The organism is Duganella sp. Dugasp78 (assembly GCF_059491455.1).
Genome location: NZ_CP168506.1, coordinates 1,046,109 through 1,069,798 on the forward strand (window position 1 = coordinate 1,046,109; position 23,690 = coordinate 1,069,798).

Annotated in this window: 25 protein-coding genes; 7 read left to right on the top strand and 18 right to left on the bottom strand. The window is 64.0% G+C overall.

Features of this window, described 5'->3' with window-relative positions; all coding sequences use genetic code 11:
* Positions 1-93 precede the first annotated feature (93 nt).
* The 4 genes from ACEN9O_RS04695 (at position 94) to ACEN9O_RS04710 (ending at position 4,710) form a co-directional block, all read left to right on the top strand.
* Entirely contained in the window at positions 94-312 is a 219-nt protein-coding gene (locus tag ACEN9O_RS04695) for a DUF433 domain-containing protein (RefSeq protein WP_495616480.1), read from the top strand.
* 272 nt (positions 313-584) lie between these two features.
* Positions 585-1,070 (top strand): GNAT family N-acetyltransferase, encoded by a 486-nt coding sequence (locus tag ACEN9O_RS04700; protein WP_495616481.1) that lies wholly within the window; start codon positions 585-587, stop codon positions 1,068-1,070.
* A gap of 25 nt (positions 1,071-1,095) precedes the next feature.
* On the top strand, positions 1,096-1,719 hold the full coding sequence (locus ACEN9O_RS04705; RefSeq protein ID WP_495616482.1) for a hypothetical protein: 624 nt from the start codon (positions 1,096-1,098) through the stop codon (positions 1,717-1,719).
* Between the two features lie 24 nt (positions 1,720-1,743).
* A complete protein-coding gene (locus ACEN9O_RS04710; protein WP_495616483.1) occupies positions 1,744-4,710 on the top strand; it encodes a sensor histidine kinase in 2,967 nt (988 codons plus the stop codon).
* Positions 4,711-4,712: 2 nt separating this feature from the next.
* Here ACEN9O_RS04710 and ACEN9O_RS04715 read toward each other — a convergent pair whose 3' ends face one another.
* Genes ACEN9O_RS04715 through ACEN9O_RS04725 form a run of 3 tightly spaced genes read right to left on the bottom strand, consistent with a single transcriptional unit; the run spans position 4,713 to position 6,760 of the window.
* Positions 4,713-5,393 carry a hypothetical protein gene (locus ACEN9O_RS04715; RefSeq protein ID WP_495616484.1) on the bottom strand — a complete coding sequence of 227 codons (681 nt, stop codon included), beginning with the start codon at positions 5,391-5,393 and terminating at the stop codon, positions 4,713-4,715.
* Between the two features lie 5 nt (positions 5,394-5,398).
* Complete coding sequence (locus ACEN9O_RS04720; protein ID WP_495616485.1) at positions 5,399-6,163, bottom strand: MipA/OmpV family protein; 765 nt, start codon at positions 6,161-6,163, stop codon at positions 5,399-5,401.
* A gap of 18 nt (positions 6,164-6,181) precedes the next feature.
* Positions 6,182-6,760 carry a porin family protein gene (locus ACEN9O_RS04725; RefSeq protein WP_495616486.1) on the bottom strand — a complete coding sequence of 193 codons (579 nt, stop codon included), beginning with the start codon at positions 6,758-6,760 and terminating at the stop codon, positions 6,182-6,184.
* Positions 6,761-6,954: 194 nt separating this feature from the next.
* Between ACEN9O_RS04725 and ACEN9O_RS04730 the strand changes: the two genes are divergently transcribed.
* Both ACEN9O_RS04730 and ACEN9O_RS04735 read left to right on the top strand, forming a co-directional pair.
* Positions 6,955-7,632 carry a response regulator gene (locus ACEN9O_RS04730; protein WP_495616487.1) on the top strand — a complete coding sequence of 226 codons (678 nt, stop codon included), beginning with the start codon at positions 6,955-6,957 and terminating at the stop codon, positions 7,630-7,632.
* Positions 7,629-8,927 carry an ATP-binding protein gene (locus ACEN9O_RS04735; protein WP_495616488.1) on the top strand — a complete coding sequence of 433 codons (1,299 nt, stop codon included), beginning with the start codon at positions 7,629-7,631 and terminating at the stop codon, positions 8,925-8,927. The genes ACEN9O_RS04730 and ACEN9O_RS04735 overlap by 4 nt, the downstream gene beginning before the upstream one ends.
* Here ACEN9O_RS04735 and ACEN9O_RS04740 read toward each other — a convergent pair.
* The 3 genes from ACEN9O_RS04740 to pyrE form a co-directional block, all read right to left on the bottom strand.
* Positions 8,917-9,774 (bottom strand): alpha/beta fold hydrolase, encoded by an 858-nt coding sequence (locus tag ACEN9O_RS04740; protein ID WP_495616489.1) that lies wholly within the window; start codon positions 9,772-9,774, stop codon positions 8,917-8,919. The two genes, ACEN9O_RS04735 and ACEN9O_RS04740, sit on opposite strands and share 11 nt — an antisense overlap.
* Positions 9,774-10,145, bottom strand: coding sequence for a hypothetical protein (locus ACEN9O_RS04745; RefSeq protein WP_495616490.1), 372 nt, complete (start codon positions 10,143-10,145; stop codon positions 9,774-9,776). The genes ACEN9O_RS04740 and ACEN9O_RS04745 overlap by 1 nt, the downstream gene beginning before the upstream one ends.
* Positions 10,146-10,221: 76 nt before the next feature.
* A complete protein-coding gene (pyrE, locus tag ACEN9O_RS04750) occupies positions 10,222-10,887 on the bottom strand; it encodes an orotate phosphoribosyltransferase (RefSeq protein WP_495616491.1) in 666 nt (221 codons plus the stop codon).
* Between the two features lie 76 nt (positions 10,888-10,963).
* On the opposite strand from pyrE, the gene ACEN9O_RS04755 reads away from it, so the two are divergent.
* The gene (locus ACEN9O_RS04755) at positions 10,964-11,731 is read left to right on the top strand and encodes an exodeoxyribonuclease III (RefSeq protein ID WP_495616492.1); all 768 of its coding nucleotides are present in this window, start codon (positions 10,964-10,966) and stop codon (positions 11,729-11,731) included.
* Positions 11,732-11,829: 98 nt separating this feature from the next.
* Here ACEN9O_RS04755 and ACEN9O_RS04760 read toward each other — a convergent pair whose 3' ends face one another.
* The 12 genes from ACEN9O_RS04760 to ACEN9O_RS04815 form a co-directional block, all read right to left on the bottom strand.
* On the bottom strand, positions 11,830-12,717 hold the full coding sequence (locus ACEN9O_RS04760; protein ID WP_495616493.1) for a pseudouridine synthase: 888 nt from the start codon (positions 12,715-12,717) through the stop codon (positions 11,830-11,832).
* Positions 12,717-13,607, bottom strand: coding sequence for a M48 family metallopeptidase (locus ACEN9O_RS04765; protein WP_495616494.1), 891 nt, complete (start codon positions 13,605-13,607; stop codon positions 12,717-12,719). The genes ACEN9O_RS04760 and ACEN9O_RS04765 overlap by 1 nt, the downstream gene beginning before the upstream one ends.
* Positions 13,594-14,859 carry an AmpG family muropeptide MFS transporter gene (locus ACEN9O_RS04770; protein ID WP_495616495.1) on the bottom strand — a complete coding sequence of 422 codons (1,266 nt, stop codon included), beginning with the start codon at positions 14,857-14,859 and terminating at the stop codon, positions 13,594-13,596. Before ACEN9O_RS04770 ends, ACEN9O_RS04765 begins: the two co-directional genes overlap by 14 nt.
* Positions 14,859-15,470, bottom strand: a complete 612-nt coding sequence (gene metW / locus ACEN9O_RS04775; RefSeq protein ID WP_495616496.1) for a methionine biosynthesis protein MetW — start codon at positions 15,468-15,470, stop codon at positions 14,859-14,861. The genes ACEN9O_RS04770 and metW overlap by 1 nt, the downstream gene beginning before the upstream one ends.
* Positions 15,467-16,633, bottom strand: coding sequence for a homoserine O-succinyltransferase MetX (gene metX, locus ACEN9O_RS04780; protein ID WP_495616497.1), 1,167 nt, complete (start codon positions 16,631-16,633; stop codon positions 15,467-15,469). Before metX ends, metW begins: the two co-directional genes overlap by 4 nt.
* 77 nt (positions 16,634-16,710) lie before the next feature.
* Positions 16,711-18,453 (bottom strand): phosphoenolpyruvate--protein phosphotransferase, encoded by a 1,743-nt coding sequence (gene ptsP / locus ACEN9O_RS04785; protein ID WP_495616498.1) that lies wholly within the window; start codon positions 18,451-18,453, stop codon positions 16,711-16,713.
* 44 nt (positions 18,454-18,497) lie between these two features.
* Positions 18,498-18,767: an HPr family phosphocarrier protein gene (locus ACEN9O_RS04790; RefSeq protein WP_008444930.1), complete on the bottom strand. Its 270-nt coding sequence runs from the start codon at positions 18,765-18,767 to the stop codon at positions 18,498-18,500.
* A gap of 50 nt (positions 18,768-18,817) precedes the next feature.
* Positions 18,818-19,225 carry a PTS sugar transporter subunit IIA gene (locus ACEN9O_RS04795; protein ID WP_495616499.1) on the bottom strand — a complete coding sequence of 136 codons (408 nt, stop codon included), beginning with the start codon at positions 19,223-19,225 and terminating at the stop codon, positions 18,818-18,820.
* 60 nt (positions 19,226-19,285) lie between these two features.
* A complete protein-coding gene (gene gshB, locus ACEN9O_RS04800) occupies positions 19,286-20,233 on the bottom strand; it encodes a glutathione synthase (RefSeq protein ID WP_495616500.1) in 948 nt (315 codons plus the stop codon).
* A 150-nt stretch (positions 20,234-20,383) separates the two neighbouring features.
* Entirely contained in the window at positions 20,384-21,685 is a 1,302-nt protein-coding gene (gene gshA, locus ACEN9O_RS04805) for a glutamate--cysteine ligase (protein ID WP_495616501.1), read from the bottom strand.
* A 186-nt stretch (positions 21,686-21,871) separates the two neighbouring features.
* Positions 21,872-22,363 carry a hypothetical protein gene (locus ACEN9O_RS04810; protein WP_495616502.1) on the bottom strand — a complete coding sequence of 164 codons (492 nt, stop codon included), beginning with the start codon at positions 22,361-22,363 and terminating at the stop codon, positions 21,872-21,874.
* Positions 22,364-22,450: 87 nt separating this feature from the next.
* Positions 22,451-23,623 (bottom strand): hypothetical protein, encoded by a 1,173-nt coding sequence (locus ACEN9O_RS04815; RefSeq protein ID WP_495616503.1) that lies wholly within the window; start codon positions 23,621-23,623, stop codon positions 22,451-22,453.
* Positions 23,624-23,690 lie beyond the last annotated feature (67 nt).

Consider the following 23,690-nt stretch of genomic DNA (forward strand, 5'->3'; position numbering starts at 1 on the left):
GCGATATGTTCGCGGACGCCTCACAGTTAGCCAACTTGTGAGGCGTTTTTATTGGCGCCCGAATATGCTAGACTTTCCATACAGGAGTCGGCAATGGATATCCGGTACATCAAGAGCGATCCAGAAATCATGAGCGGCGTTCCCTGCTTTCAAGGGACGCGGGTTCCCGTGCAGAACCTTTTCGATTATTTGGTTGGCCCCTCCTCGCTTGATGAATTCTTGACAGATTTCCCTACCGTTTCCAGGGAAATGGCCGTGGCAGTTATCGAGGCGGCGAAGAGTCGACTGCTCGATCATGCGCGTGCTGCTTGATGAATCTGTCCCCGCCGGGCTACGCCGCTATCTGCCCAACCATACGGTTTTTACCGTAAGTGAAACTCCTTCGAACACCTTGGCTACATTGTTGCCGCTAGTTCCCAGTCTCTTGCAAACGCTAGCTAGCCTGCTACCTTTCACTCTCACCAGAATCGCTTGAACTCAGAACTGGAGCCTTCGCGGTGAAAAGCAGACGCTGTGAGAAAGCGCGAGTATTCACGGATCGCAAACTGCTATCCTGTTCAACCTTACGACTAAAGAACAAATCAATGACCGATACGAGAATACGCCTGGCCGTTCCTGAAGATGCTGCCGCCATCGCGGCGATGGCCGTGGCGCTGACCGAAGAGATTTCCCGGCGCCTGGGCGTGAAGACCTTCAACCTGGACCCGCAAAAAACCGCCAGCTTGTGCCACGCCCTGCTGCGCGAGGAAAAATATCTCGCGCTGATCGCAATTGCGGAAGGTGAGGCAATCGGTTTCGTCGGCATCTCCGAAGGCCGCGCGTTGTATGCGGAAGGTGCCCTGGCGACCATGCAGGAGTTCTTCGTCGCCCCGCCGTTCCGCGCCAACGGCGTCGGCGGCCTGCTGCTGAACGCCACCGCCGAACTGGCGCGCAAGCGCCGCTGGAACCGGCTGGAGGTCTGCACGCCGCCGCTGCCGGAATTCGATCGTAGCCTGGCGTTCTATGAGCGCCACGGCTTCGAGATCACCGGCGGCCGTAAGCTCAAGCGTCTCTTTACGGAAGCCCAATGAAATTCTTATCCGAACCTGAGATTTTATGATCGGTGATTGGGAAAATACGAAGGCACGGGTAGTCCAGGCATGCAGTGAACGGCTGCTCGCTTTATCCTACAAATATGTCAAGTCGCGCTCGGCCTTCGAAAAATCGTCACCGGGTGAACGGCGGGCCGTCAATTTCCTGTTTACCGGCTCCAATGTCGGCAATCATTGGATGAGTATCTGGTGCAGCGTCAGGAATGACGCCATCGACAGCATTTTCCACAAAACATCGGCGGTCGACAAACGGTCTCAATCCGTTTATACAACGATCAATTTTTCTACAGTGGACACGATGACGATCGACTCTGAACAAGACGTCGATCTGTTTATCGCCAGGGCAAACGCGTTTATCAACGACACCGCCATCCCTTTCATAGAGCAGCAGTATTCCTACGCGGCGTACTCCGATCTGTTAAATTGCAGTCCGGAATCCGCTCAATGCCGCTATCATGCGAATCCGCAGAATCGCTGCCACTACGGGCTTATCGCAGCAAAGCTGTCAAATGATCCGCGCTACGAAGACTTGAAAAGAATCTATCTTGAGTTTTTCCGCACAAATAATAGGGGCGCTTACCTTCCCCGATTCCAGAAGCTATTAGATGATCTGGCGGACGATCGGTAGCTCTGCATAACGCAACATCTCACTATGACTCTACGCGCATTCAAAGCATCGTTTTTCTTACTTCTGATTGCCGGGTTTAACTTCATCCACGCCGCAGAGCCGGCCCCCCTGCTGATCGACTACACCCACACGGCGTGGACCGAACTGGATGGCGCGCCAACCAGCGTAACCAAGTTTGCACAAGGTCCCGACGGCTGGCTATGGATCGCCACGCCAACCGGCCTGTATCGCTTTGACGGCGTGCATTTCGAGCGCACCGACAAGGTCCACGGCCAGCCGCTTGAGTCCAGCAACATCATGGCGCTGACCACCGCGCCCGATGGCGCGGTCTGGGTAGGCTACCGCGTCGGCGGCGTATCCGTGTTCAGGAAGCATGGCGCGGCGCATACCTATGCGGAGGCGGACGGCTTGCATCCGGTCGGCGCCATGCACATCGAAGCGGCGCCCGATGGCGCGATCTGGGCGGCGATGCGCGACGGCCTGACGGTGCTGCCGGCCGGCGGCAGTCGTTTCCAGTACCTGGGGCCCGAGCTGGGGCTGCCGGCCCTGGGCGTGTTCCAGATCTTGTTCGCACGCGATGGCACGACCTGGATCGGCACCAACACGGGCGCTTACTTTCGCAGACCAGGCGAAACCCGCTTCGACCGGGCTTGGCCACGTCATGCGCTAGTCTGGCTATGCGAGGCGCCGGACGGCACGATATGGGGCAACGACTTCAAAGACGGCTACTACCGGGTGCGCGCCACGCAGCCGCCCGCCGGCGAGCCGCTCAAGCCCGAACTTGAGGGCTACGGCATGCACTTCGATCACCAGGGAACGATGTGGATGATGCATATCGATGGCCTGGAGCGCAAGCTGGCGCCACCCGGGCGCCCCAGCCTGCCAGAGCAGCGCTTGTCGAAGGAGGACGGCATCAGCGGTCCGATGCTCACCACAAGGTTCCAGGATCGCGAGGGCAATCTGTGGATAGGCACATCGCGCGGGATAGACCGGCTACGCCCGAATCGCCTGAGAACCATCCCGGTGGATAAACAACTGGAGTATCCGGCACTCGTTGCCGGGCCTTCCGGAGATGTCTGGGTGGGAGACTATGCAAGCGATCTCTGGAAGTTCAGTCCCGCCGGACGCGTCAGCCGCGAAGTGGCGGGACCGCTGACAGCCAGCTACACGGGAGCGGACGGCATCCTGTGGCTGGGTGGGACGGAGAGCCTGCAACGGCGCGGCCGCGATGGCGCCGTGACGTCGATTCCCTATCCCGCCGAACTGAAAGGTCTGCGCGTCCACGCGTTGCAGCAGGATCGCGACGGCGCCTTGTGGGCTTCGTTCGCCGCCGGCAAAGGCGTCTACAAGCTTGTCGACGGCCAGTGGATCAAGTCGGGCGGATTGCAGGGCCTCTCCGATCTGTTAACCACGTCCATGACACTGGATGGCCAGGGGGCCCTTTGGATGGCGCATCTGCGCAGCCAGATCACCGTCGTCAACGGCAACGCGGTCAGCACGCTGGGTTCGAAGAATGGTCTGCAACTGGGCACGGTCATGCAGGTCTACTTCGATGGCAAGGCAATGTGGGCTGGCGGAGAAAACGGCGTCGCCCTGTATCGCGACGGCCGCTTCGTCACCCTGCATGGCGAGCGTAGCGAAGATTTTCGAGGCGTATCCGGCATCGTCAGGCTGCCAGGCGGCGACCTGTGGCTGCATGGCGCGGATGGCCTGTATCACGTCATCGCCGCCGATGTCGAGGCATGGTTGAGAGACGCCAGCGCCGCCGTGCCGTTCGAACGTTTCGACGCGCAGGATGGCATGCAAGGCCACGCACCGCAGCTGCGGCCGGTGCCTTCGCTGCGGCGCGCCAGCGACGGCGTGTTGTGGTACGCGACAACGGGCTCGGTCGGCACCATCGATCCGGCCCACATACTGCGCAATCCGCTGGCTCCGCCGGTGGAAATCGTCAGCGTAATCGCCGACGGCGCGCGCTACGCCATCCCAGCCGGACCTGGCCTCGGCCTGCTGGCGGGAACGCAGAATCTGCAGATCGACTTCACCGCGCCCAGCCTGTCGATTCCCGAGCGCGTGCGCGTGCGCTACCGGTTGGTCGGACTGGATCGCGCGTGGCAGGAAGCAACAGGCCGCCGGCAAGCTTATTACACCAATCTGGCGCCGGGCAAATATCGCTTTGAAGTCATCGCATCCAACGAGGACAACGTCTGGAATACCAAAGGCGCAGCGCTGGAGATAGAGATACCGCCGACGTTCTTGCAAAGCGGCTGGTTCAAACTGTTATTGGCGGCGTTGGGCCTATTGCTGTTGTACTCCGCCTACGCAATGCGGATCCGCCACCTGACGCAGCGAATGCAGGAACGACTGCATGCGCGGCTGGCGGAACGCACGCGCATCGCGCGCGCCCTGCACGATAACCTGTTACAAAGCATGCAGGCCTTGCTCATAACTTTCGACTCGCATAGCCGGAGCCTGAAGAAAGGCACCAAGGAGCGCACGCACCTGGACCAGACGCTCCACCTGGCGGAACAACTGCTGGTAGAAGGAAGAGATCAGGTCATGGACCTGCGGGCGTCGGCCTCGCCGGACGCGCTGGAGCTGACCCTCGAGCAGTTCGGAAAAGGGTTGGCCGAACATCGCGCGCATGCGTTTGAGATCAAGGTCACCGGCGTGCCGAGACAATTGCGCCCCGCCGTGCACGAAGAGGTCTACGCCATCGCACGGGAAGCGCTGTTCAATGCCTCACGCTACGCCGACGCCAGCCGGATCGAGCTTGAACTGGAATATGCCGCCACAGCCTTCGTCATGCGCATTCGCGACAACGGCAGGGGGCTGGACGACGCCGTCGCCGCAGCAGGCCACCGGCCTGGCCATTGGGGTCTGGTCGGGATGAAGGAACGCGCCAGCGGCATCGGCGCCAGCCTGGAAATCGTCAGCACGCCGGGTGCGGGAACCGCAGTGATCGCAACGGTTCCCGTCAGGGCGGCCTACTAGGATCATTCCAGCAGCGCGGCGATCGCCAGCGGCGTGCTGCTGGTGATGACCTGCCCCGCCTCCGGCAGCGCGGCGAAGCGATAAACGAATACCCTGAAACTGGCGACGACATCGCCCGTGAAGGCCGGCCCCTCTTTCGCGGCCAGCATGGTGACGGCGCCGCCGGCCGCGTGGAACTGCACCTGCGATGTGTCGTTCTTCGGATACGAGAACTGCACCCCGGCGCAGCTTTTTCCGGCAGCCTCGCCGGAATAGCGCAGGTAGGCCAGCAATTGATCGCAGGCGGTGCGCAGATCGGCGGCCGCGTAGACGCCGTCCGGCCGCGTCACGATCGACACCCAGGCGCCGGACTTGAGCTGCCCCGCCTTGCGGTTCACCGTCAGCTCCGCGTTGTCGTCATAGGCCGCCTTGGAAAACGGGAACACGGCGCGCCCCAGCGCGTCGAGCGGCAGCGACAGGTGCGCAGTCTTGCTGTTGAGGGTCAGCCGCAAGCCATCCATGGCCACGCTCTTGTCGCGCGGACGGATGCGGAAGTGGTTCTGCAAAAACTGCTTGGGCTTGCCGTATTTTTCAAACCAGATCATCTGGCGATAGGCGTCGCGATACTCGATCCAGTCGGAGTCCTCCTGCGCGCTGGCGAACGCCGGCAGCAAGGCAAGAACTAATAGGAGGAGTTTGAACATGCCGCTTAAAACCGGTACGCCAGTCCGCTGGACCAGGTGATGAAGTTGCGGCGATCGACGAACGGCGCACCGGCCGGCCCGCTGCCCAGCCGCATGCCGGTCACCGAACTGTTGATCAGCCACTTGCTGCTCAAGGCCCAGTTCCAGTTGACGCCCGCGCTCACGCCCATCACGCCGGCGGAAGGACGGTAGTCGCGCACGCCGCCGGTGGCGGTGCTCACCTCATACAACTCGCGCATCACCGGATCGCTGGCCAGCGAAACGCCGGCCGACAAAGTCACCGTGTGATGCGGTGCCGGCGCCGGCAGGGTTTTCTGCAGCCCGACCTGGCCACGAAAACCGTGCGCGCTGGTGTCGTACATCAGGTTCGACGTCACGCGCGCCTCATCGCCCAGGTAGTAGTTATAAAAGCCACCGACATCCACCGAACCCCTGACCGGATGCGTGCCGCGCAGGCGCCAGCTGTCGCCCGGATTGCGCGAGTCGCTGGCGAAGATCAGCGGCCCATATTCCACGCCCGCCGTTTCAGACAGGTGCATGCCCACCACGCCATTGGCCGACACAAATATGCCATTGCTCCACTGGACCTGGAACAACGGCCGCAGGATCACCGGGCGCTTCTCGCCCTCCGCCGCCGCCGTCTTGGTGGTGAACGCCACCCCCGCATACATATCCTTGCTCCCATCGGGCATCATCAACTCGGTGGTGTTGTCGGCCAGCGCCGGACCGCACGCGGCCAACAGCAAAAATAACGGGGATAGCTTGCTCATGTCCTCTTTCTGTATTCCTTAAAAACCGAAGCGCACACCCAGGGAGATACGATCGGTCTTGGCGGTGAAGCCTTCGTGTTCGAGTTTATTGGTATGCTCTAATTCCAGTTGCAGCGCCACGTCCTTGGTGATCAGGTAGGAAGCGCCCACGCTCAGGTACAAGCCGGTCTTGTTCACCGACTCGCCAGCCGGAGCGTCCTTGCCGCTGATGTCCATCTTCATGCGGCCCTGTCCGATGCCCGCCTTGCCGAACAACGACCAATCTTCGCTCAGCTTCCAGGTTCCCCGTGCCGCCAGATAGGCCGTGCTGACGCGCGCCTTGAGCTGGTAGCCAGGGGTGAGGTCGAAGCTGGTCGAGCCGGCGTCGGCGCGGTAACCGGCTTCCAGCGCCCATACCGGCGACAGATCATATCCCGCAAACACACCCAATGGCGTCGCCTTCCTGGCCGCGCCGCGCTCCGTCGTCACACCATTGTCGGTAAATTTGATATTGCCGCTGGTCTGGGAGCTGACATTGGCGCCGACATACAACCCTTCGGCCTGCGCCAGCGAGCTTGCGGAGAGGGCGATCAGGGCACTGCAGACAATTTTTTTCATGTTCGAATTCCAGGTTGAAGTAGGAGCCTCCAATGTTAGGCACCCGTCGCCGCGGAATCCGCCTCGGTCTGTCGTGGAATTGTCCTCAATTTGTAGGCGGCATTTGTATAGAAAGTGTACGAATATGTACCCGATTGTCGAAAATGCCACTTCGGCGCCGCGCTCCACTACAATACCTGCGAAATGGAGGCGCGATGCAGCGTGTAATGCTGGTGGAAGACGATGCGCGGCTTGCCGCGCTGATCAAGGAATACCTGGACGAATACGATTACGCAGTCGACGTGGTGACACGCGGCGACCGCGCGCTCGACCATTTCCGCGATACCCAGCCGGACCTGGTGATACTGGACCTGACCCTGCCCGGCGTCGACGGCCTGGTGGTGTGCCGCCAGCTGCGCCAGCTCAGCGCCGTGCCGATCCTGATACTGACGGCGCGCGAGGACAGCTTCGACGAGGTCTCCGGCCTCGAACAAGGCGCCGACGACTACGTCAACAAGCCAGTGCAGCCGCGCGTGCTGCTGGCCCGCCTGCGCGCGCTGCAGCGGCGCGGCAGCGGCGCCGCCAACAGCGACATCGTCATCGGCCAGCTGCGCATCTCGCGCGAGAACCGCGCCGTCTACTGGCGCGGCGAGGAAGTGGCGATGAACAGCGCGGAGTTCAAGCTGTTCGTGATCCTGGCCGATGCATCGGGCAAGGTCATGTCGCGCAACGACATCCTGGTCAAGATGCGCGGCATCGAATTCGACGGCCTCGATCGCAGCATCGACAACTGCATCTCGCGCCTGCGCCGCAAGTTCGGCGACGGCGGCGCGGAACGCATCAAGACCGTCTGGGGCGAAGGCTATCTGTTCAGCCCCTCGGCCTGGGAATGAACCGTCTCTTCTGGCGCTTCGCACTGCTGGTGGTGCTGGCCATCACGCTGGCGACCTGCGCGATCTACTTCACCTTCAGCCGCCTGTTCGGCGATCCGCTGGAGGAGATCGCGCGCCGCCAGGCGGCCGGCCAGATCTTCCTGCTGGAGCAGTACATCGACAAGGCGCCCGCCGACGAATGGCTGCCGCGCCTGAACAAGGTGCGCGAGGTATCCGAGGCCACGCTGGAACTGCAGCCGCTGCAGGCGGCGCTGGCGGCGCTGCCCTCCTCCAAGCGCGACCAGCTGCGGCAGGGCGCGGTGGTCATCGACGTCGGCGGCAAGGCGTTCTACCGCCGCGTCGACACCACCGGCGCGCGCTACATCGGCAGCGACGACGACGTGATCCACGCCCAGCGCCTGCCGATCGACATCGGCCAGGCGCTGGGCATGGAGGCCATCCGCTTCGGCGTGATCGCGCTGTTCCTGCTGGTGCCGATAGGCTGGTGGTCGCGCCGGCACTGGCGCGGCTTGCTGGCGCTGTCGAAGGTGGCCGACGATTTCGGCCAGGGCAACCTGGCGGCGCGGGCCACGGTGCGGCCGGCGTCCAGCATTGCGCCGCTGGCCGGCCGCATCAACGACATGGCCGAGCGTATCGGCCTGCTGATGGAAGCGCACAAGAACCTGCTGCATTCGGTATCGCACGAACTGCGCACGCCGATCGCGCGGCTGGCGTTCGGCCTGGAGCTGCTGCGCGAACGCCACGCGGTCGACGATCCGGCGCTGCAAAAGCGCATCGTGGCGATGGAGACCGATGTCGAGGAATTGAAAACGCTGGTCAACGAGCTGCTAGGCCTGACGCAGCTCGACCAGGCGCAATCCATGCCGCGCCAGCTGTTCGCGCTGGCGCCGCTGTTGCTGGGCTGCGCGCCGCCGCAACCGTCGGCGCATGAGTTCAGCGCCGGCATCACGGACGATTTGGGAGAGCTGCAAGGCGATCCCCGCCTGCTGGCGCGCGCCGTCAACAACCTGCTGGGCAACGCCGCCAAGTACGCGGCGTCGTGCATCGTGCTGTCGGCAGTGCGCGATGGCGCGGCCGTGCGCATCACGGTGGAGGACGACGGCCCCGGCATCCCGCCCGACGCCCGCGAGCGCGTGTTCGAGCCGTTCTACCGGCTGTCCCGCGAACAGGACTACGCCGCCAGCGGCTACGGCCTGGGTCTGGCCATCGCCGCCAAGGCCGTGCAGCTGCACGGCGGCGCCATCGCCATCGACGAGTCGCCGCTGGGCGGCGCCCGCGTCACCATTACCTTGTAGCGTCGGCCCCCATCCAGTTCAGGATGTCGGCGAAGATCTGCTCGCGATTGAGCTCGTTGAAATTCTCGTGGTAGTTGTGCGCGTGCCGCTGGTACGTCAGCAGCGCGGCCGGCACCGATTTCAGCATCCGCTCCGCCGCATCGGCGTCGGCCAGCTTGTCGTCGCCGGCCACCACCGCGAACAGCCGGTGCGACCACGCCGGCATGCGCGGCGCCAGCCCTTGCTGCGCATGGGTCAGCGCGTTGCCGAAGCGGACCGTGATCTCAGTGGCGCGGATGCCGTCGCGCTCATCGTCGTGGTGGCGGGCGGTGATGGCGCTGTCGTGGGTCAGCATATCGGTCAGCGGCGCCAGCGGCACCTTCATGCGCGGCGCCAGCGCGCCCAGCACGCCGGCCAGCGCCAGCAGCACCGGCGACACCTTGATCGCGTTCACGTAGTACGGCGACGACAGGATGAAGCCCTTGATGGCGGCGTCGCCGGCGAAATGGCCCAGGCCCAGATGGGTGGCGATCAGCGCGCCCATCGAATGGCCCATCACATAGATCGGCAAGCCCGGATACTGCTGCTTGACCCATTGCAGGAAGGTCACGCTATCGTCCAGGAAGACGCCGAAGCCGGGGATGTCGACCCGGCGCGCGTCCTGGTGGCCGCACAGGTCGTAGGCCACGGTGGCGATGCCGTGCTGGCGGAAGTACAGCGCCGGCGTGACGTAGTCGCCGGCGTGCGCCATGCCGCCGTGGATGGCCAGGATCACCGCGCGCGGCGCGGCAGGTTCCCAGATGTGGATGCGGCGCTCGGCCTGCGGACCGGCGCGGAAGCTGGCCAGGCGGTCTTCGGAGAACCGCATCAAGCCGTGATGCTCAGGTTGATGCCCATCTCGACCAGCAGATTCAGGTCGGCCAGCGTGAAGTCCAGGCTGGGGGTCGCTTCGCCACGCTCGGTGGTGAAGGAGATGCGCAGCTCGGCCGCCACATCCGAACGCTCGAAGTGGATGCCGCGCGCCTGGCACTCGGCCAGGTAGTGGCGGATCTGCTTGAGCAGTTCGTCCGGATTCTGGTCGGCGCCGATGGCCACATAGAAACCCGAATCGAGGCGTACCCGGCCGTCGGGTTTGACGTCGCCCTTTTCCCAGTCGCTGTCCGGCTCGGTCGGCAATCCATCGCGGATGTCGAACAGGCCGTCGTCGTCGCCGTGCACCTTCAGTGTTGCGATGTTCATGGGTTTGCCCCTTTTGTCTCCGATATACCGAGTGAGGTTACATCAAAGAAATTTCAAAGTCTAGCAATATGGCAATTTAGGCAATACCGTAGCGGGTGCGGTAGGCGGCCACGGCGTCCTTGTATTGCAACAGTTGCGGGTCGGCGCCGGCGCCGTTCAGGTAGCTGAACAGGTCGTCCAGGTTGCCGATCGAGATCACCGGGATGTTGTAGGTCTGGGCCACTTCCTGCACCGCCGAGTTGGGCGACAGCTGGCCGTCCTTGCCCGAGCGCTCCATGCGGTCCAGCGCGATCAGCACGGCGCACGGTTCGGCGCCGGCGGCGCGTATCATGTCCACCGATTCGCGCACCGAGGTGCCGGCCGAGATCACGTCGTCGATGATGACGACCTTGCCTTGCAGCTTGGCGCCGACAATGGTGCCGCCCTCGCCGTGGTCCTTGGCTTCCTTGCGGTTGAAGGCGAACGAGGTGTTGCGGCCCTTGCCGGCCAGCGCCACCGCCGTGGCCGAGGCCAGCGTGATGCCCTTGTAGGCGGGGCCGAACAGCATGTCGAACTCGACGCCGGAGTCCAGCAGCGTCTGCGCGTAGAACTGCGCCAGCTGGGCCAGCGTGGCGCCGTCGTGGAAAAGGCCGGCGTTGAAGAAGTATGGCGACTGGCGCCCGGCCTTGGTGGTGAATTCGCCGAAGCGCAACACACCGGTCTTGACCGAAAATGCAATAAATTCCTGACGTAAGTTATCCATACTGCCTCATTTCTATAAAGTGCCTGTATTTTAACGCTACACTAGCGCATTCCAAAATTTACGCATCGAATCGACCATGCCAAAAATCATCTCCGCCAACCTGAACGGTATCCGCTCCGCCGCCAGCAAGGGCTTTTTCAAATGGATGGCCACGCAGGACGCCGACTTCGTCTGTGTCCAGGAATTGAAGGCGCAAGCGCCGGACATGACGCCGGAATTCCTCAACCCGGGCGGCTACCACGGCCACTTCCACTATGCCGAGAAAAAAGGCTATTCCGGCACCGGCGTCTACAGCAAGGTCGAGCCGGACCGCGTGGTGATCGGCTTCGGCTCGCCGGAGTTCGATGCCGAGGGCCGCTACGTGCGTTGCGATTTCGGCAACCTGACGGTGATTTCGGTGTACTGCCCGTCCGGTTCGTCCGGTCCGGAGCGCCAGGAAGCCAAGTTCCGCTTCATGGACCTGTTCCTGCCGCACCTGCAAGCCTTGCACGCCGAGGGCCGCGAAGTGGTCATCTGCGGCGACTGGAACATCGCCCACAAGGAAATCGACCTGAAGAACTGGAAGGGCAACAAGAAGAACTCCGGCTTCCTGCCGGAGGAGCGTGAATGGATGACGCGCATCTTCGACGAAGTCGGCTACGTCGACGTGCACCGCGGCCTCGACCCGCGCGAGGAGCAATACACGTGGTGGAGCAACCGCGGCCAGGCCTACGCCAAGAACGTCGGCTGGCGCATCGACTACCACGTCGCCACCCCGGGCATCGCCGCCAAGGCCACCACGGTGGCGATCTACAAGGAAGAAAAGTTCTCCGACCACGCGCCGTTGACGATCACCTACGCCTAACCCCTCGGGGGTCAAGTCTGACATTCGGACACGAGCTCTTCCGTAGCGGCTGCTACGGAAGAGCTCGTGTCCGAATGTCAGACTTGACCCCCGCTTTATTACAGGCTGCGGCGGCTGCGGAATTCGCGGCGCTCGCCGCTTAGCGGGTCGGTGAAGGCGATGCGGCGCGCCAGCAGTTTCAGCGGCTGCGAAACATCGTCCTGCTTGCAGGGCAGCGCCACCGGGTAGAAGGCGTCGTTGATGATGGGGATGCCCAGCGACGCCAGATGCACGCGCAGTTGGTGCTTTCGGCCGGTGTGCGGATGCAGCCGGTACAAGGTGCAATCGGCGCGGTGCTCGATGACGTCGATCAGCGTTTCCGAATTCGGCTCGCCCGCCTCTTCCTTCATGATGAAGAATTTGTCGCCGTCGACCATCCGGCTGCGGTAAGTAAAAGGGAACTCGCGCCCGTGCAGGCGCGGCGCCAGCGCTTCGTACTCTTTCTCGATCACGCGCTTCTGGAACATCGACTGGTAGGCGCCCCGGCTGTCCTGCCGGCGCGAGAAGATCACCACGCCGGCCGTCTCGCGGTCCAGGCGGTGGATCGGCGTCAGATCCTGCTCGCCCAGCTTTTTCTTCAGCCGCACCAGCAGCGTCTCGTGCAGGAAGCGGCCGGTCGGTATCATCGGCAGGAAGTGCGGCTTGTCGACCACCACCAGATGCTCGTCCATGAACAGCACCTCCTCCTGGAACGGAATCGGCGTCTCGGCATCCAGCTCGCGGTAGTAGAAGATGCGCATGCCGCGCCGGTAGGCGCTGTGCGGCGCCAGCGCGTTGCCGTCGCCGTCCACCACCTCGCGGCGCGCCATGCGGTCGCGCCAGGACGCTTCCGTCACGTCGGGATAGCGCGCGACCAGGAAGGTGAGCAGGTCCGGCCACCGCCCTTCCGGCAGCCACAGATAGCTGGGCGCGACACCGTCGCGCATCGGCAGCGGCGTGCGCGACATTATGAGCGCGGCAGCGCCAGCGAGTGATACGGCGGCAGCGCGTTCGGGTCCAGTCCCTTGGCTCGCGCGTACACCGGTAACACCAGATACATATTCTTGTTCATGTCCTCGATGCGCTTGCTGCCGCTGGGGTGCGTGGACAGGAAGGGCAGCGGCTGGCTCTTGTTCACCGCACTCATCTTCTGCCACAGCGCGATGCCGGCGCGTGGATCGTAGCCGGCGCGCGCCGCCAGATCCAGGCCGACCAGGTCAGCTTCGCTTTCGTCGCCGCGCGAGAAGCTCAGCGCGGCGCCCTGCGCCACCATGCCGGCGGCGGCGTCGCCCAGGCGCGGATCGACGCCGAAGTAGGCCGAGCCCACCGCGCCAAGGATGCGCGTGCCGACCGACGTGATGGTGTTCTTGCCCGCCTGCTCGCGCGCGTGCTCGCGCAACGCGTGGGCGATCTCGTGACCCATGACCATCGCCACTTCGTCGTCGGTCAGGTTCAGTTTGGTCAGGATGCCGTTGTAGAAGGCGATGCGGCCGCCCGGCATGCAGAAGGCATTCACCGTCGGCGAGTTGAGCAGGTTGACTTCCCACTTCCAGTTGGCGGCGTCCGGGTTCCAGCGCGCGGTGAACGGGATCAGGCGCTTGGCGATGGCGCGCAGCCGTATCAGCTGCGGGTTGCGCTCGGTGGCGACGGCGTCCTTCTGGTGGGCCTGGGCCAGCATCTGGTCGTATTGCAGCTTCGATTGCTGGTCGAACTGGCGGGCGTCGCCGCCCAGGCCGCGCAGGCGCGACATGCTGCTGACGGGGATGCCGTCGTCCTGGCCGCCGGCGACTACGGGCGCGACAGCGCCGGCGCAGCAGACCAGCGCCAGCAAGGCGGCGTTGAGTTTAAGCTTGTTCATTCCTGGTATTCCATGGGGCGATTTTCGGCAGCATCATCATGGCAGGAAACGCCAGGATGAAGCACACAATAAAGAACCAGAACCAGCCGGTTTCCGCCACAATATATCCTACCGAGGAGTTGATGAATGTGCGCGGCACCGCGGCCAGGCTGGAAAACAATGCGTATTGGGTGGCAGTGTAACGCGGATCGGTGGCGCGCGACATGAACGCCACCAGCGCCGCCGCGCCCAGCCCCAAACTGGCGAAGGCTTCGAAGCCGAAGACGGCGCTGAGCAGCAGCGGATCGGGTCCGGTGCGGGCCAGCCAGGCGAAGCCCAGGATCGCCAGCGCCTGCAACACGCCGAACACCCACAAGGCGCGGTTGATGCCCAGCTTGATCATCCAGATGCCGCCGACCGCGCCGCCGGCCAGCGCCGCCCACCAGCCCGTAGCGTTGGCCGCCAGGCCGATCTGCTTGGTGGTGAAGCCGATATCGAGGAAGAATTTGGTCGACAGCGCGGTCGCCATGCTGTCGCCGATTTTGTAGAGCAGCACGAAGCCGATGATCAGCAAGGCCTGGTTCCAGCCGTCGCGCTGCACGAACTCGCGGAACGGCAGCACCACGGCCTCCTGCAGGTTCTTCGGCGGCGCGCCATACACGGCGGGCTCCCTGGCCAGCAGCGTGCATACAAAACCCGGCAGCATGAAGGCGGCGACGATCCAGAACACGGCCTGCCACGACATGCTGTCCGCCAGCACCAGCCCCAGCGCGCTCGGTATCAGGCTGGCGGCCTTGTAGGCGTTGACGATGATGGCCGCGCCCAGGCCCTGTTCATTCTCGGCCAGGATCTCGCGGCGGTAGGCGTCGATCACCACGTCCTGGCTGGCCGACATGAAGGCGATCAGGAACACCGTGCCGGCGATCAGCGTGAGCTCCAGTTTCGGGTTCAGCATGCCGAGGCCACCGATCACCAGGAACAGCGACAGCTGCGTCAGCGCCATCCAGCCGCGCCGCCGGCCCAGCGAGCCGATGGCGTAGCGGTCCATGAACGGCGCCCACAGGAACTTGAAGGTGTACGGAAAGGTCACCAGCGCGAACAGGCCCAGCGCCTTCACGTCCAGCCCGGACTTGGCCAGCCACGCCTGCATCAGGTAGATCAGCGTGTACAGCGGCAGTCCGGAGCTGAAGCCCAGGAACAGGATGGAGACGGTGCGGCCGTTCAGGTAGGTGCGCCAGCCGGGCGCGCTCGTTGGCTGTTCCTGGATGGTCATTAGTGGCTGGCCTTTTTACGCAGGCGGAACACGGCGAGGTCGCCGCGCAGATTGGGCAGGAACGAGACGCGTTGGCCTTCCGCCAGCGCCACGCAGTCGATCACTTCCAGTCCGCACTCTTCGGCCAGGTCGCGGAAATCGGTGATGGTGGCGCAGCGCATATTGGGCGTGTCGTACCACTCGTAGGGCAGCGATTCCGACACCGGCATGCGGCCCTTCAGCAAGGCCACGCGGTGCGGCCAGTAGGCGAAGTTGGGGAACGAGACGATCGCCTCCTTGCCGACGCGGACGATGTCGCGCAGCAGCGGCTCCACATGCTTCATCATCTGCAGCGACGACAGGCACAGCACCGTGTCGAAGCTGTTGTCGCCGAACAGGGCCAGGCCCTTCTCCATGTCCTGCTGGATCACGCGCACGCCGCGTTTGGTGGAGTCGAGCACCTTGTCGTCGGCGATCTCGATGCCGTAGCCGCTGCACTGCTTGTCGCTTTGCAGGTAGTCCATCATCACGCCGTCGCCGCAGCCGACATCGAGCACGTGTGCATTCTTCGGCACCCAGTGGGCGATGAAGGCCAGGTCCGGCCGGGCGCCGCTTAAATCGTTGAAGTTCATGCTGCCGCTTTCTGGTTAATGTCGTTCCACACCTGGCCGTAGTAGGCGCGCACCAGGCTCATATAGCGCGGGTCCTCCAGCAGGAAGGCGTCGTGGCCGTGCGGCGCGTCGATTTCCGCGTAGGTGACCTGGCGGCGGTTGCAGATCAGCGCCTTGACGATCTCCTGGCTGCGCTCCGGCGAGAAGCGCCAGTCGGTGGTGAACGAGGCCAGGAAGAACTTGGCCTTGGTGCCCGCGAGCGTCTTGGCCAGGTCGCCGCCATGCTTGCGTGCCGGGTCGAAGTAATCGAGCGCCTTGGTGATCAGCAGGTAGGTGTTGGCGTCGAAGTATTCGCTGAACTTGTCGCCTTGGTAGCGCAGGTAGGATTCGATTTCGAAGTCGACGCCGAAGCCGAATTTGTAGTCGCCCGCCTCCGCCGGGTTATCTGCGACCGCGCGCAACTTGCGGCCGAACTTCTCGGCCATGTCGTCGTCCGACAGATAGGTGATGTGGCCCACCATGCGCGCCACGCGCAGGCCGTTCTTCGGCACCACGCCGTGCTCATAGAAGTCGCCGCCGCGATAATCGGGATCCGACAGGATGGCCTGGCGGGCGACGTCGTTGAAGGCGATGTTCTGCGCCGACAGCTTGGCGGTGGAGGCGATCACCACGCAGTGGCGCAAACGGTCCGGGTACATGATGGACCAGGCCAGCGCCTGCATGCCGCCCAGCGAGCCGCCCATGACGGCGGCGAACTGCGTGATGCCCAGCTGGTCTGCCAGGCGCACCTGGGCGTTGACCCAGTCCTCCACCGTCACCACCGGGAAGGCCGCGCCATAGGGCTTGCCGGTGGCGGGATTGACGTGCATAGGCCCGGTCGAGCCGAAGCAGGAGCCGAGGTTGTTGATGCCGATGACGAAGAACTGGTCGGTGTCGAGCGGCTTGCCGGGACCGACCATATTGTCCCACCAGCCCTGGCTCTTCGGCTTGCCCTCGTATTCGCCAGCCACGTGGTGCGAGGCGTTGAGCGCGTGGCAGACCAGCACCGCGTTGGATTTGTCGGCGTTGAGGGTGCCGTAGGTTTCATACACCAGCATGTAGTCGTGCAGCGATGCGCCGCTTTGCAGCGGCAGCGGCTGCGCAAAATGCATGGTTTGCGGAGTAACGTATCCTAAGGATGGCATGTGGTTTAATTTTTATAGGGGTCGGCCCCGCGGGCCATCTATCAAGGTGGGACCGCGAGGATGGGTCCCACCACTTACTACATCAACTGCAATTGTTCGACCGCGTCTGCAATCACATTTGGTTCCATCGAGCGCATGATCTTGCGCGTTTGCGGCATGATGCGCGCAAGGTCGCTGTTCAGGATTTCCTGCTTGACCGACAGCAGCTGTGCCGGGTGCATCGAGAACTCGCGCAAGCCCATGCCCAGCAGCAGGCGCGTGAGCTTGATATCGCCCGCCATCTCGCCGCATACCGCCACGTCGATCCCGGCTTTATGCCCGGCCGCAATCGTCATCGAGATCAATTGCAGCACAGCCGGATGCAGCGGATTGTAAAGGTGTGCGACCTCATAATCAACCCGGTCGATCGCCAGCGTGTACTGGATCAGGTCATTGGTGCCGATCGACAGGAAGTCCATGCGCTTGACGAACATCGGCAGCGCCAGCGCGGCGGCCGGAATCTCGATCATGGCGCCGACGTCGACCTGCTCGTCGAACTTGACGTTCTGCTCGCGCAGCTCGGCCTTGGCCTGGGCGATCATGGCCAGCGACTGGTCGATCTCGAACGCGTGCGCCAGCATCGGGATCAGGATGCGCACCTTGCCGAACGCCGACGCGCGCAGGATGGCGCGCAGCTGGGTCAGGAAGATCTGCGGTTCGGCCAGGCAGTAGCGGATCGCCCGCAAACCCAGCGCCGGATTGAGCGCGGTGTGCTCGGTCTGGTCGAGCGGCTTGTCGGCGCCGATGTCGAGCGTGCGGATGGTCACCGGCCGGCCCTTCATCGCCACCACGGCCTTCTTGTACTGTTCGAACTGCTCGTCCTCGGACGGGATGCGGCTGTTGCGGCCCATGAACAGGAACTCGGAGCGGAACAGGCCGACGCCGTTGGCGCCCGCCTCCATCGCGGCCGGGCAGTCGTCCGGCAGCTCGATGTTGGCCATCAGCTGGATCTCGACGCCGTCCTTGGTGATGGCCGGCGTCTTCTTCAGCTTACTGAGCTTCTTGCGCGCGCGCGCGGCCGCGCCCTGGCGTTCGCGGTACTGCTCCAGCACCAGTGCGCTGGGGTTGGCGATCACCACGCCGGCGTCGCCGTCGATGATCAGCCAGTCGTCCTGCTCGATCAGGGTCGAGGCGCCGGACATGCCGACCGCCGCCGGGATGTCCAGGCTGCGGGCGACGATGGCCGTGTGCGAGTTCTGGCCGCCGACGTCGGTGACGAAGCCGATGAAGGAGCGGTCGCGGAACTGCAGCATGTCGGCCGGCGAGATGTCGTGGGCGACGATGATCATCTGCGCCTGGAAGCCGTCCTCGCCGGTGGTGGCGGGCAGGATCTGGGCGGTGCCCATCAACACCTTCAGCACGCGCTCGGCGACCTGCTGGATGTCGGCCTTGCGCTCGCGCAGGTAGGGGTCTTCGATTTCGTCGAACTGCGCCGACAGCTCGTCGATCTGGGTCAGCAGCGCCCATTCGGCGTTGTAGTGGCGGGTGCGGATGATGTCCAGCGGCGCTTCCGAGATCATCGGGTCGGACAGGATCAGCGCGTGGACGTCGATGAAGGCGCCCAGTTCGGTCGGCGCATCCTTCGGCAGTTCGTTCCACAGGGTCTGCAGTTCCTTGTGCACCTGGACCAGCGCCTGCTGCAGGCGCGACACTTCGGCTTCCAGATGCTCTTCCGCCACCAGGTAATGCTTGACGTCCAGCGCGGCCGGCGCCAGCTTGTGCGCGCGGCCGATGGCGATGCCGCGCGACACCGGGATGCCGTGCAAGGTAAAGGAAGCCATGGGCGGCCCTGTCGGGGTACGGGGACGGCTGCGTTCCGCGGGCATTACTCGCCTTCGCCGAACTTGTCGTTGACCAGCGCGGTCAGCGCGGCGATGCAATCGCCTTCATCGGCGCCGTCGGCTTCCAGCGTGACCTTGGCGCCCTTGCCGGCGGCCAGCATCATCACGCCCATGATGGACTTGGCGTTGATACGGCGCGCGTTGCGGGTCAGCCAGACGTCGCTTTGAAATTTTGCTGCCAGTTGGGTGAATTTGGCGGAGGCACGCGCATGCAAACCAAGCTTGTTGATAATCTCAAGTTCTTGTTGAATCATTTTTCTTTTGTCTCAATCAGAAATGCGCACTGCAAAAAATAATTCCGGAGTCAGGACTGCCCGACCCGGATTCGGTTATCGACGCGCACGGCCCCACTCTGCGCGCCGGCCAGGGCCATTTCCACCACCACGTCCAGCGTGTCGCGGCGATAGGTGATGGCGCGCAGCAGCATCGGCAAGCTGATGCCCGCGATCACCTCCACCCGGCCGGCATCGGCCAGACGGTTACAGCAATTGGCGGGCGTGCCGCCTTTGACGTCGGTGATGACCAGCACGCCGTCGCCTTCGTCGAGACGTTGGATTGCCGCCGCCGCCAGTGCCTGGACTTCGCCGAGGTCCTGGTCGGCGATCACGTCGATCGCCTCCAGCCGCTCGGTGGGACCACGGAACACATGGGCGCAGGCGGCAATGAAGGCCTGTCCCAGTGGTGCGTGCGTCATAAGCAGTATGCCAACCATATTCTTAAACCGCCAGTGAGCGCGGACGTTTTTTTAACGTCACGCGCGGGTGTATTGGAGTTATTTGCCCTGCACGGCCGCTTCGACGGCGTCGATGAACATCGCCGCCACCTGGAAGCCCGTTTGCTGGGTAATTTCCTGGAAGCAGGTTGGACTGGTGACATTCACTTCCGTGAGGCAATCACCGATAACGTCTAATCCTACCAGCAACAAGCCACGGGCGGCCAGTATCGGCCCCAGGGTGTTGGCAATTTCCTCATCGCGCTTGGTCAGCGGCTGGGCCACGCCCATGCCGCCGGCCGCCAGGTTGCCGCGCACTTCGCCGTTCTGCGGGATACGCGCCAGCGAGAACGGCACCGGCTTGCCGGCGATCACCAGGATGCGCTTGTCGCCCTTGACGATCTCCGGGATATAGCGTTGCACCATAATGGTGCGAGCACCGTTATCGGTCAGGGTTTCGATGATGGAGCCCAGGTTCATGCCGTCGGCCGCCACGCGGAACACGCCGGCGCCGCCCATGCCGTCCAGCGGCTTGAGGATGATGTCGCCGTGGTGCTTGTGGAAGGCGCGGATGCGCGCTTCGTCGGCCGTCACCAGGGTGGGAGAGGTGAACTGGTTGAACTGGGCGATGGACAGCTTTTCGTTGTGGTCGCGGATCGCGGACGGCTTGTTGAAGACCTTGGCGCCCTGCTTTTCGGCCAGCTCCAGCAGGTAGGTGCCGTAGATGTACTCCATGTCGAACGGAGGGTCCTTGCGCTGGATGATGGCGTCGAAGTCGCCCAGGTTGGTTTCGTGGGCGGGCGCCGCGCGGTACCAGTCGTGGCTGTCGCCGGTCATGGTGATCGCGGCCGCGTTGGCGTAGACCACGCCGTTGTCCAGCGCCATGTCTTTTTGCTCGAAGGCGTAGACGGTGTGGCCGCGTTTGGCCGCTTCCACCATCATGGCGTAGGTCGAATCCTTGTAGGTTTTGAAGCTGGCCAAGGGATCGGCGAGGAAAGCTATTTTCATGGGCGCATCCATTCTGGGTAATGCCTGATTTTAGCCGAGATTCGCCTCTGGCACCGGCCGAGCCCGCCGGAGTCATTCCCGCGCAGGCGGGAATCCATACTGAGCGTGCGATGACGCGTTCTATGGGTTCCCGCCTGCGCGGGAACGACGTCAATAGACTTCCGGGTTCGGATCGGTGCGTTCCATTTCCAGCGACGCCGCCAGCAGGGCCAGCCGCGCCACCACGCCGTAGACGTAGAACCGGTTCGGCGCCGCCGTGCCCGGCTTGGCCTTCAGGTCCGGCACCGCGTGCTGCTGGGCGAACGCCAGCGGCACGTACTGCGAACCGGGCGCGTTGAGGTTCTGGTCGATGCCCTTTTCCGCGTGCACGCGGTAGAAGCCGCCCACCACGTAGCGGTCTATCATGTAGACCACCGGCTCGGCCACCGCGTCCTTGATGCTCTCGAAGGTCGGCACGCCTTCCTGGATGATGAAGTCGGTCACTTCCTTGCCATCCTTGACGACGATCATCCTGTCGCGCTGGGCCTGGCTTAAGTCCTTGATTTCACTGGAATCCTTGATCGTCAGGATGCTGGTGCCGTAGGTCCCGGCGTCCGGCTTGACGATCACGAAGGGCTTCTGGTCCTTGATGCCGTATTCCTTGTACTTCTTCTTGATCTTGGACAGCAGCGCGTCGACATTGGCGGCCAGGCACTCATAGCCCTCGCCGGTGCGGAAATTGACGGCGTCGCACTTGGCGTGGAAGGGATTGAGCATCCACGGATCCACACCGATCAGCTTGCCGAACTTTTTGACCACCTCGTCGTAGGCGTTCATGTGGTTGCTCTTGCGGCGCACGGCCCAGCCGGCGTGCAGCGGTGGCAGCAGGCTTTGCTCGTGGATGTTCTGCAAAATGTCAGGAATGCCGGCCGACAGGTCGTTGTTCAGCAGGATCGTGCACGGATCGAAATCCTTCAGGCCCAGGCGGCGGCCGTTGGCCGAGCGCACCAGCGGCTCGACCACCAGCATGTTGCCGTCGGGCAGCGCCAGCGGCGTTGGCTGGGTGATCTCCGGCGACAACGAGCCCAGGCGCACGTGCAGGCCGGTCTGGCGGAAGATCTGCATCAGCCGCGCAACGTTCTGCCAGTAGGTCGGATGGCGCTGGGTCACTTCCGGGATCAGCAGCAGGTTGCGGGCGTCCGGGCAATATTTGTCGATGGCGGCCATGGCCGCCTGCACCGACAGCGGCAACATTTCCGTCGCCAGGTGATTGAAGCCGCCTGGGAACAGATTGGTATCGACCGGCGCCAGCTTGTAGCCGGCGTTGCGCATATCGACCGAGCAATAGAACGGCGGCGTGTGCTCCTGCCACTCCAGGCGGAACCAGCGCTCAATGGCTGGCGTGGCGGCCAGGATTTTTTCTTCGAGGTCGAGCAGCGGTCCGGTCAGGGCCGTGACGAGGTGGGGAACCATGATTACTTCCTTAAATGATGCGGGAGGACGACCCTCCAGGCACGCAGAACATCAGATATTACCGTGCAGATACCCCAAATCGGGGCGAAAACCCTATTTTAAAGGTGGAAATTGATAGGCGGGCGGTTAATTATCCGCCCCTTTCTGCGTCGAGGGGAGGAACAACACGCCTGTACGGTATCGGTCTTACTGGGAAAGCGTTTTCAGGCCCTTGCCTAATTCTTCCTTGACAGAGTTTTTCGACTGGTTGAGCGCGATCTCGTTCTGTACCTGGGCAATGGCGTTTTGCGCCAGCATGGTCTCCATCGCCGACGCCTGCATTGCGGCGATCGTGCTTTCCGCGCTGTGGGCCTTGGCCGCAAAGGTGTTGGCGGCCGGCGCCGGCGAAGGCGCGGCGGACACCGGCTTGGCCGGGGCCCCGGCCGGGGCGCCGCCGGCGGGCAGGCCCGCGACCTTCAAGCGCTGCGCCGGCATGCCCAGCGGTCGCGGAGCGGCGCCGGCGCGGGTCGGCCTGGCCCCGGCGGCGGCCGGCTTCAACGCCGCCAGCGGACCGCTGACGGCCGGTCTGGCTTTACTGGCGCCGGCCCCGCCATCCGGGAGTGCAGCGGGCTTGAGCGCCGCCGGCGGCAATTCCGGCACCGCATGGGGCACCGCGTGCGAGATCGAATTGACGGCCACAATGGTACTCCTTGCAATATTGATTAATGTAACGCGGACCGGCGCCGACGCCGGTGCCGGCCCGCCCGGCGACAGAACTTACTGCGCTTACTGCGCCAGCGCCTTCACGCCTTTACCCAGCTCGTCCTCCACCGAGTTCTTGGCCTGGTTCAGCGCGATCTTGTTCTGGATCGCCGCCAGCGCATCCTGGGCCGCCATGGTGCTGGCGGCCGAAGCCCGCGCCGCCGCGATGGTCGACGCGGCTTCGCCGTAGGAGGCGGCGGCGGAACCGGCGGCGGAACCGGCGGAACCGGCGCCCTGGTCGCGCCCGTCGCGCCGGTCATGCTGGTCGCGCTGGTCATGCCGGACCGTGCCGTCATGGCTTTCGGCCGACGGACCGGACCGGTGCTCCGGCGCCACGCCGGGCGACCGGCCGTCATGGCCGCCGGCCGGCGGCGTCAGCTCGCGGTTGACGGTGTGCGGCGCGCCCTCGTGGCCGCGGTGGCCTCGGCGGCTGGGGATGGCGTCGGCCAGCATCGGCGCGGCCGCGACGGCGCCCAACGCCACCGCGCCCGTCGCGCCGCCGCCCGTGCCGGCCAGCGCCGCCCCCACCTTCCCGGCCACCTCGTTGGCCGCCAGGCCGGCGCCGCTTTCCGCCGCGCGCTTGAGCAGGCCCTTGGGACCGCCGACCACGTCGCCCACAAAGCCCTGCAGCTTCTCGCCGCCGATATGGCCGACCTGCATGGCGCCCACCGCCGCGGTGGCCGCCAGGCCCTCCGGCGTCATGTCGGCCGCCACCTGCAGCGCGCTGCCGGCCGCGCCCACACCGTCCTTGAACGCCTTGCCGAAATCGCCGTGCGCCACATCCTTGGCGGCGTTGATGGTGCCGGCCACCGTGCCTTCGATGCCGTTGCCGACGTCCGAGATCACCTTGCCGGCGATCGCGCGCTCACCGTCGACCACCTTGTCGCCGAGGCCCTTGACCTTCTGCGCAATCTTGTCGAGCGATTTGTTCAGGTGCAGGTCCGAGGTGGCATCGCACACCGCCGCCATCTCCGCCTTGGGCATCTCGGTGAAGGCCTTGACACCGTTCGAGGCGCAGCTCACGGCGTCGTTGAGCGCCGCCTTGAACTTGCCATGAACCAGATCATCCATCACGTGGCCGGCATCCTTTGCCATCTGGCCGATGTCCTTGACGGCGTGTTCGGCGCCATGCACCACATCCTCGACGCCATGCTCGATCGCATGTCCCAGGTGCTTAAAAAAACTCTTGATACTCATGATAATTCCCTCCAATGAAGTGACAATGGAACAGGGCTGCGCGGACAGGTCGGGGCGCAGCCGGCTG

Coding starts and splice junctions, on each gene's coding strand:
- ACEN9O_RS04720 (WP_495616485.1), bottom strand. CDS start 6,163: ATGAGCAAGCTATCCCCGTTATTTTTGCTGTTGGCCGCGTGCGGTCCG.
- ACEN9O_RS04725 (WP_495616486.1), bottom strand. CDS start 6,760: ATGAAAAAAATTGTCTGCAGTGCCCTGATCGCCCTCTCCGCAAGCTCG.
- ACEN9O_RS04735 (WP_495616488.1), top strand. CDS start 7,629: ATGAACCGTCTCTTCTGGCGCTTCGCACTGCTGGTGGTGCTGGCCATC.
- ACEN9O_RS04815 (WP_495616503.1), bottom strand. CDS start 23,623: ATGAGTATCAAGAGTTTTTTTAAGCACCTGGGACATGCGATCGAGCAT.
- metW (WP_495616496.1), bottom strand. CDS start 15,470: ATGAACTTCAACGATTTAAGCGGCGCCCGGCCGGACCTGGCCTTCATC.
- metX (WP_495616497.1), bottom strand. CDS start 16,633: ATGCCATCCTTAGGATACGTTACTCCGCAAACCATGCATTTTGCGCAG.
- pyrE (WP_495616491.1), bottom strand. CDS start 10,887: ATGGATAACTTACGTCAGGAATTTATTGCATTTTCGGTCAAGACCGGT.
- ACEN9O_RS04755 (WP_495616492.1), top strand. CDS start 10,964: ATGCCAAAAATCATCTCCGCCAACCTGAACGGTATCCGCTCCGCCGCC.
- ACEN9O_RS04745 (WP_495616490.1), bottom strand. CDS start 10,145: ATGAACATCGCAACACTGAAGGTGCACGGCGACGACGACGGCCTGTTC.
- ACEN9O_RS04795 (WP_495616499.1), bottom strand. CDS start 19,225: ATGGTTGGCATACTGCTTATGACGCACGCACCACTGGGACAGGCCTTC.
- ACEN9O_RS04770 (WP_495616495.1), bottom strand. CDS start 14,859: ATGACCATCCAGGAACAGCCAACGAGCGCGCCCGGCTGGCGCACCTAC.
- gshA (WP_495616501.1), bottom strand. CDS start 21,685: ATGGTTCCCCACCTCGTCACGGCCCTGACCGGACCGCTGCTCGACCTC.
- ACEN9O_RS04700 (WP_495616481.1), top strand. CDS start 585: ATGACCGATACGAGAATACGCCTGGCCGTTCCTGAAGATGCTGCCGCC.
- ACEN9O_RS04790 (WP_008444930.1), bottom strand. CDS start 18,767: ATGATTCAACAAGAACTTGAGATTATCAACAAGCTTGGTTTGCATGCG.
- ACEN9O_RS04740 (WP_495616489.1), bottom strand. CDS start 9,774: ATGCGGTTCTCCGAAGACCGCCTGGCCAGCTTCCGCGCCGGTCCGCAG.
- gshB (WP_495616500.1), bottom strand. CDS start 20,233: ATGAAAATAGCTTTCCTCGCCGATCCCTTGGCCAGCTTCAAAACCTAC.
- ACEN9O_RS04705 (WP_495616482.1), top strand. CDS start 1,096: ATGATCGGTGATTGGGAAAATACGAAGGCACGGGTAGTCCAGGCATGC.
- ACEN9O_RS04760 (WP_495616493.1), bottom strand. CDS start 12,717: ATGTCGCGCACGCCGCTGCCGATGCGCGACGGTGTCGCGCCCAGCTAT.
- ACEN9O_RS04765 (WP_495616494.1), bottom strand. CDS start 13,607: ATGAACAAGCTTAAACTCAACGCCGCCTTGCTGGCGCTGGTCTGCTGC.
- ptsP (WP_495616498.1), bottom strand. CDS start 18,453: ATGGCTTCCTTTACCTTGCACGGCATCCCGGTGTCGCGCGGCATCGCC.
- ACEN9O_RS04710 (WP_495616483.1), top strand. CDS start 1,744: ATGACTCTACGCGCATTCAAAGCATCGTTTTTCTTACTTCTGATTGCC.
- ACEN9O_RS04730 (WP_495616487.1), top strand. CDS start 6,955: ATGCAGCGTGTAATGCTGGTGGAAGACGATGCGCGGCTTGCCGCGCTG.
- ACEN9O_RS04695 (WP_495616480.1), top strand. CDS start 94: ATGGATATCCGGTACATCAAGAGCGATCCAGAAATCATGAGCGGCGTT.
- ACEN9O_RS04715 (WP_495616484.1), bottom strand. CDS start 5,393: ATGTTCAAACTCCTCCTATTAGTTCTTGCCTTGCTGCCGGCGTTCGCC.